This window comes from Ectothiorhodospira sp. 9100, from assembly GCF_022227565.1.
Classification (GTDB): Bacteria; Pseudomonadota; Gammaproteobacteria; order Ectothiorhodospirales; family Ectothiorhodospiraceae; genus Ectothiorhodospira; species Ectothiorhodospira marina.
This window is the reverse complement of record NZ_JAJNAN010000078.1, coordinates 1-6,426: the sequence shown is the minus strand read 5'-3', so window position 1 is coordinate 6,426 and position 6,426 is coordinate 1. Positions and strand designations below refer to the sequence as shown.

The 6,426-nt window shown below is 63.3% G+C and carries 4 protein-coding genes; 3 read left to right on the top strand and 1 reads right to left on the bottom strand.

Features of this window, described 5'->3' with window-relative positions; translation table 11 throughout:
- Nucleotides 1–77: 77 nt before the first annotated feature.
- From prsK to LPW29_RS14585, 3 genes are all read left to right on the top strand, one after another.
- The gene (gene prsK / locus LPW29_RS14595) at nt 78–2,297 is read left to right on the top strand and encodes an XrtA/PEP-CTERM system histidine kinase PrsK (protein WP_238628622.1); all 2,220 of its coding nucleotides are present in this window, start codon (nt 78–80) and stop codon (nt 2,295–2,297) included.
- Between the two features lie 108 nt (nt 2,298–2,405).
- Nucleotides 2,406–3,776 carry a PEP-CTERM-box response regulator transcription factor gene (gene prsR / locus LPW29_RS14590; RefSeq protein WP_238628621.1) on the top strand — a complete coding sequence of 457 codons (1,371 nt, stop codon included), beginning with the start codon at nt 2,406–2,408 and terminating at the stop codon, nt 3,774–3,776.
- A 124-nt stretch (nt 3,777–3,900) separates the two neighbouring features.
- Entirely contained in the window at nt 3,901–5,466 is a 1,566-nt protein-coding gene (locus LPW29_RS14585) for an ATP-binding protein (protein ID WP_238628620.1), read from the top strand.
- 249 nt (nt 5,467–5,715) lie between these two features.
- On the opposite strand, the gene LPW29_RS14580 is transcribed toward LPW29_RS14585, so the two are convergent.
- Nucleotides 5,716–6,426 (bottom strand): Rpn family recombination-promoting nuclease/putative transposase (locus LPW29_RS14580; protein ID WP_238628619.1); only part of this gene is annotated, 711 nt, incomplete at its 5' end.

Genomic DNA, 6,426 nt, shown 5'->3' with positions numbered 1-6,426 from the left:
CCCCCCCCCCCCCCCCCCCCCCCCCCCCGAGGGCACCATGCCCCCATAATACCCCCCCAACACAACCAGACCCCCCCATGGATTTCACCTTCCCCTTAGGCCTCGTCAGCTACAGCATCGCCGCCGCCGCCTTCTTCATTCTGCTGGCGGTGCTGGCCATTGGCTGGCAACGGCGCCTGCAAGGCTCTTTGCTGATCATTGCCGTGGCCCTGAGCATCCTCTGGGGCGCCACCCTGGCCCTGAATACCACCCAGGGGCAGATCGTGGGCACCCAGATGGTCCTGTTGGCCGAACTGGCCCGGGATGCCGGCTGGATCGCCTTCCTCTGGGGGTTGCTCTGGCAGGCCCGTGACCTGCAACTGGCTCGCCCTGGCGAAGATCTGGCCAAGCCCATACAAACCCCGCGCCGCGCCGGCCCCTCAACCGAGCCGGAACACGACACCGCCCATCTGCCGGGCAGCGAGGCTGTCTCCGGCGGCCTGGGCACACCCCTGGTTGCTCTCGGTGCAGGCGCCTTGACCTTGGTGCTTAGCCTGTCCGCTTATCTGGGCGTGCAACCGCTGCTGCCCGAGGCCTGGGTGCGTAGCGACATCATCCTGGGTGGCAAACTGCTGCTGGTGCTGATCGTCTTGCTGCTGGTGGAGCAGATCTTCCGTAACACCTCCACTGAAGGCCGCTGGGCCATCAAGTACCTGTGCCTGGGTCTGGGCGGGGTCTATGGTTTTGACTTCTACATGTATGCCGAGGCCCTGCTGTTCCGCCAGGTGTATGCGGGGCTATGGGAGGCCCGGGGCTTTGTGAATGCCCTGGTGGTGCCGCTGATCGCCGTCTCCGCTGCCCGCAACCCCCAGTGGTCGCTGGACGTGTATGTCTCGCGGGGGATGGTCTTCCATACCGCCACCTTGCTGGGGGCCGGCATCTACCTGTTGCTCATGGCTGCCGCGGGTTATTACCTGCGGGTGTTCGGCGGCGAGTGGGGCACTGTCTTTCAGAGCGTGTTCCTGTTCGCGGCACTGCTGGGCCTGGCGGTGTTTGTGATCTCGGGGCGTTTTCGGGCCCAGTTCCGGGTGTTCGTGAGCAAGCACTTCTTCAACTACAAATATGATTACCGGGAAGAGTGGCTGCGCTTCATTCGCACTCTGGCCGACAGCACCCGAGAGGAGGGGCTGCCTGTGCGCGTGGTGCGCGCCCTGGCGGATATCGTCGACAGCCCCGGCGGCCAGTTGTGGATGCGAAATGGCGGACACCAGTTCAGCCAAACCGCCCAGTGGAGCATGGCGGACCCACCGCCTACCACCGAACCCTGGGATGGCCACCTGGCCAGCTACCTCCTGGAGAGAGGCTGGGTGCTGGATATCATGGAGGCCCGGAAACATCCGGACCGCTACCCTGGCCTGACCTTGCCCGCCTGGCTGGCTGAAAGTGAACGCGCCTGGCTGCTGGTGCCGCTCAAACAGGACGATGAACTGCTGGGCTTCGTGCTCCTGGCCCCCTCCCGAGCTCTGCGCATCATCAACTGGGAAGACCGGGACCTGCTCAAGACCGCCGGCCTGCAGGCCGCCAGCCACCTGGCCCAGATGGAGGCCCTGCAGGCCCTGTCCGAGGCGCGGCAGTTCGAGGCCTTCAACCGGCTTTCCGCCTATGTGGTACACGACCTGAAGAACATCATCGCCCAGCTCTCCCTGGTGGTGAGCAATGCCCAAAAGCACGGCGATAATCCCGAATTCCTCAAGGATGCCATCGGCACCGTGGAAAATGCCGTGGCCCGCATGAACAAGCTCATGCTGCAACTGCGCAGCGGCGACCCGGGGCGTGAGGCTACGCCTGTCGATCTGGCCGACCTGGCCACCCAGGCGGTCAACGATGCCCAGGGGCGTGCACCCGAAGCGAAACTGGAGCACAATGGTGGGGAATGCCCTGTGCTGGCGGATCCCGAGAGGTTACGCTCCGTGCTCAACCACCTCATCCAGAACGCCCAGGAGGCCACCCCTGACAACGGTCGGGTGAATTTGTCTCTCTGGAAGGACACCCGTCAGGCCTATCTGGATGTGATCGACACCGGCACCGGCATGACCCCGGAATTCATCCGCGAACGTCTGTTTCGTCCCTTCGACACCACCAAAGGCCTCACTGGCATGGGCATCGGCGCCTTCGAAAGCCGCGAGTTCATCCGCGCCCTGGGGGGCGATCTGGAGGTGTGGAGCGAACCGGGCAAGGGCTCACGATTCCGGATCACCATTCCGTTGGCCCAACAACAAAAGGCCCCTCTCCCGCTTGCGGGAGAGGGGGTGGGGTGAGGGCAGTCGCTGGTACCATGCCCGCCGCCGCCCCTCATCCCCAACCCTTCTCCCCAAGGGGAGAAGGGAGTCAGGCAATCAGACACCAGCCAGTGAGGCACCCGAACCTTGACCGGAAGCACCCAACAAAAACCGACTCTACTCCTGGTGGAAGACGACCCCGGCCTGCTCAGCCAGCTGCGCTGGTGTTTCAGCGACTTTGAGGTTCTTACCGCCAAGGACCGTGACGAAGCCATCACCCAGCTGCGCCGCGGAGAACCCCAGGTGGTCACCCTCGACCTGGGCCTGCCCCCCGACCCGGGTGGTGCCACCGAAGGCCTGGCCACCCTGGAACAGATCCTGGCCCTGGCACCCACGACCAAGGTCATTGTCGTCACCGGCAACAATGATCGCGACAACGCCGTCAAGGCCGTGGCCCTGGGCGCCTACGATTTCTATCAAAAGCCCGTGGACGCCGACATCCTCAACCTCATCGTCCAGCGCGCCCATCGCCTGTACGAACTGGAAGCCGAAAACCGTCGCCTCTCCGCCAAGGAGGCCAACGAACCCCTGCCAGGCCTGCTGGCGAGCAGCCCGGAGATGCTCAAGATCTGCCGCACCGTGGAAAAAGTGGCGCCCACCGACGCCACCACCCTGCTGCTGGGGGACAGCGGCACCGGCAAGGAAGTGATCGCCCGCGCCCTCCACGACCTGAGCCCCCGCCGCAAAGAGGCCTTTGTAGCCATCAATTGCGCCGCCATCCCTGAAAATCTGCTGGAGAGCGAACTCTTCGGCTATGAAAAAGGCGCCTTCACCGGCGCCAACAAACAGACCAAGGGCAAGATCGAATACGCCGACGGCGGCACCCTGTTCCTGGACGAGGTGGGTGACCTGCCCATGGCCCTGCAGGCCAAACTGCTGCGCTTTTTGCAGGAACGGGTGATCGACCGCATCGGCGGCCGGGAAGGCATCCCCGTGGATGTGCGCGTGGTCTGCGCCACACATCAGGAACTGCCCACCCTCATCCAGGAAGACCGCTTCCGCGAGGACCTGTACTATCGCATCAGCGAGATCACCATCAATATCCCGGCTCTCAAGCAACGCACCGGTGACGCCCACCTCCTGGCCCGCGCCTTCCTGCGCCGCCTCGCCAGCCAGCAGGGCCGCCCCATCAAGGGCTTCACCCCCGATGCCATCAACGCCATCGAACACCACGACTGGCCGGGCAACGTGCGGGAGATGGAAAACCGCATCAAGCGTGCTGTCATCATGGCCGACGGAAACCAGGTGAACGCCGAAGACCTGGAACTCTCCGCCGAAGGCGAAGACCCCATGATGCTCAACCTGCGCCGCGTCCGCGACGAAGCCGAAGGCCGGGCGGTGCGCCGCACCCTGCAGATGGTGGATGGGAATATCTCAAGGGCAGCTGAGTTGCTTGGGGTGAGCCGGCCGACGTTGTACGACTTGCTGAAGAAGCATGATTTGGGGCGGGAGGGGTAAACGCCCCTCCGTGGGAGCGGCCCTCGGCCGCGAAGGCCGCACGTACACCCTGTTCGCTTATCACCGGCAAAGCGATAGACTGAACATCGTGTCATGGCCCTTGTTGTCCCCAGGAATTCCCTCGATGACCACCCCATTGCCCCGCAGCAAGCTCCCCGTTGGCGTCCAAGGCTTTGCCAAGATTCGCACGGGTGGGTACTACTATGTGGATAAGACCCCCTGGCTGCACCAACTCACCCAGGAGGGGGGATATTTCTTCCTCTCCCGCCCCCGCCGCTTTGGCAAGAGCCTGCTGCTGGACACCCTCAAGGAACTCTTCGAGGCCAACGAGCCCCTGTTCCGGGGTCTGTCTATCCATGACCGATGGGACTGGCAGAGAAAGCATCCCGTCATCCGGTTGAGTTTCGGCGATGGCGTCATGGATAGCCGCGAAGCCCTGGATGCCCGCATCCGTCACCTGCTGCGGCTCAACCGGGAGAGACTGGGGGTCGAGGATAGCGGCGCTCCGGATATCTCCGGAGAATTCTCCGACCTGATCCGCCTGGCGCACGGGCTGCATGGCGAGCGGGTGGTGGTCCTTATCGATGAATACGACAAACCCATCCTGGACAACATCACCGACGGGGAGACTGCCCGGGCGCTGCGGGAAGGCCTGAAAAACCTCTACTCCGTGCTCAAGGATGCCGATCCCCACCTGAGGTTCTGCCTGCTCACGGGCGTGTCCAAGTTCAGCAAGGTGAGCCTGTTCTCGGGGCTCAACAACCTCAACGACATCACCCTGGACAAGCCCTACGCCCCCATCTGTGGCTATACCGATGAAGACTTGGACACCGTCTTCGCCCCGGAACTACCCGGGCTGGACCGCCAGCAAATCAAGGATTGGTACAACGGCTATCGCTGGGGAGATGAGACCACGCCAGCGGTCTACAACCCCTTCGATGTCCTGCTGTTCTTCCAAAAACGTGAATTCCGCCCCTACTGGTTCGAGAGTGCCACCCCCAGCTTTCTGGTCAAGCTGCTGGCCGAGCGGGGCCTGTACACACCTCGTCTGGAATCCATGGAGACCGAAGCCAACTTGCTGGGACGATTCGACGTGGACGACATTGCCACCGAGGCCCTGCTGTTCCAGACCGGCTATCTCACCGTCCACAAGGTGGAACAGCCCATCACCGGCTATTGGTTGTATACCCTGGGCTATCCCAACCGGGAGGTGGAATCCAGCCTCAACCAGGCCCTGCTGCCGGCCTTGGGCCTGCCGCGCTCCGGCCGGGAAACCCTCACCCTGTTCCGCGCCCTGCAGGCCCATGACCTCAAGGCCCTGGAGGCCCACCTGAAGGCCCTGTACGCCAGCCTCCCCCACGATTGGTACCGCAACAACCCCATCGCCCAATACGAGGGCCACTACGCCAGCGTGTTCTACAGCCACTTGGCTGCCCTGGGTCTTCTGATCCGGGTGGAGGACTCCACCCACATGGGACGGGTGGACATGGCGGTGGACTTCAATGGCCACATCTACCTGTTCGAGTTCAAGGTGGTGGAGCAGGTGGGCGAGGGCAGGGCGCTGCAACAACTCAAGGACAAGGGCTACGCGGACAAGTACCTGGGTCAGGGCAAGGCCATTCACCTGATCGGCGTGGAGTTCTCCAGCCAGCAGCGGCAGATCGTGGCCTTTGATGTGGAAAGCCTTTGATCAAGCCAGGAATCCACTCCCCGCTCACCCCCTTGCTGTAACAACTCAGTGAGGCTGATCTGACCGCAGGGCCTTCACCTCATCCAGGGGCAGGCCTGTCGTCTGGGCGATCTGATGGTCATCGAGTACAGTCAGGGTGCCTGTCCCTGTGCTGCTGGCCCCTGTGCTGCTGGCCGCGGAGCGTCTGCTGGACGGCGAGTTGATCGCCAAGGGAGGGGCGTGGGGATCGAGCCATGATCCGCCAGGGGGTCAGTGCTTGAACATCTCTTCCAGGCTGGTGGCGAACAGCACATCGCGCATCCAGCCTTTGAGTTGGTCATGGTCGGCTTGGACAAGCTGTGCCTCTACCCAGTCGGGCACCTCGCCAAACTTGAAGGTGAGCTGGGTCCGCACGACCTCGCGAGCTTCTGCCAGGCGGCCTTTCTCGATGCCCAGCTGCTCGCTTTCCTGACGCTCTTTCTTGACTAGGTTCTCTAAGCTCTCTGCCAACATATCTTTGTCCTCCACCAGGCTTTCGAGCCGTTCCAGGTTGACCCCGGCCCCCAGCCGATGCAAATGGCGCTTGAGCCAGCGGGTGATGATCCGGTCGATGCGCTCCTTATGGGGGTCGACCTGGATAATCGCCACGACACGGTCCACGGCGCGCTGCAGGGCCTCCCAACTCTCCCCGGCGTTCTCGACGCTGAACACCCCGCTTAGCGGCGTCTGGCGCAAACTCAAGTCCGCGTCAGTATAGCGCCCTTCGTCGATCAGGTAGTAGCGCAGGTGCGGCTGGTAGAGCTGCAGGAAGCCTGGCGGTTCCGGCTGCACCATTTCGTAGATGTCCAGCGGGGTCGTCCAGGGCTTCGAGCCGTTGTAGAGCACCACAGGGAACACCGGCGGCAGGCCTTGGCCGGGGGTGACGACCTTCTGCTTGAGCAACTCGCTGTAGAAGCAAGCGACGTAGTGCATCAGCCGGAT

What these genes read in the sequence shown, in the direction of transcription:
- LPW29_RS14585 (WP_238628620.1), top strand. Translation starts at nt 3,901, where the DNA reads ATGACCACCCCATTGCCCCGCAGCAAGCTCCCCGTTGGCGTCCAAGGC.
- prsK (WP_238628622.1), top strand. Translation starts at nt 78, where the DNA reads ATGGATTTCACCTTCCCCTTAGGCCTCGTCAGCTACAGCATCGCCGCC.